Origin of the sequence: Mesorhizobium sp. M2E.F.Ca.ET.209.01.1.1 (genome assembly GCF_004010375.2) — a bacterium.
Classification (GTDB): Bacteria; Pseudomonadota; Alphaproteobacteria; order Rhizobiales; family Rhizobiaceae; genus Mesorhizobium.
Window position 1 is genome coordinate 1 of the sequence record NZ_SADP02000223.1, and the last position, 386, is coordinate 386.

General features: G+C 56.2%; 1 protein-coding gene. It reads right to left on the reverse strand.

Annotated features, from left to right (window positions below; translation table 11 throughout):
- Window positions 1-260, reverse strand: a 260-nt coding sequence (locus EN852_RS35390) for a hypothetical protein (RefSeq protein WP_135879644.1), incomplete at its 3' end; no start/stop codon positions are given.
- Window positions 261-386 lie beyond the last annotated feature (126 nt).

Sequence of the window (386 nt, forward strand, 5' to 3'; positions counted from 1 at the left end):
ACCAACGAAGCGTCAAGACTACCGTCTGGCCGCACCTTCCAGGCAATTTGATCGTAGTCGTCCTCCAGCGCGGGGTCGACCGCGAGGCATTTGGCGACAATATGCTGCGCCTGTCCCTGTACGTCGCCCATCGCGAAGGGGCGCTCAGCGGTGCATTCGTCGGCTGTTGCAAAAACACTGACTGGGACCTGCAATTCCCGACATTCGGCCATCGAGTTCGAGCAACCAATCACCAGTAACAACGCGGCTATGTGTTCCATGACAGATGTTCCTCTGGCCGCAATAACGGCCAACATCGTCAAAAAGTTCCTGTCCTTCCAAGGGAGTTACGCGAATACTTGGATGACAACAGGGCAGGACCTGAGTCAGGTCGACTGCCAGACAAC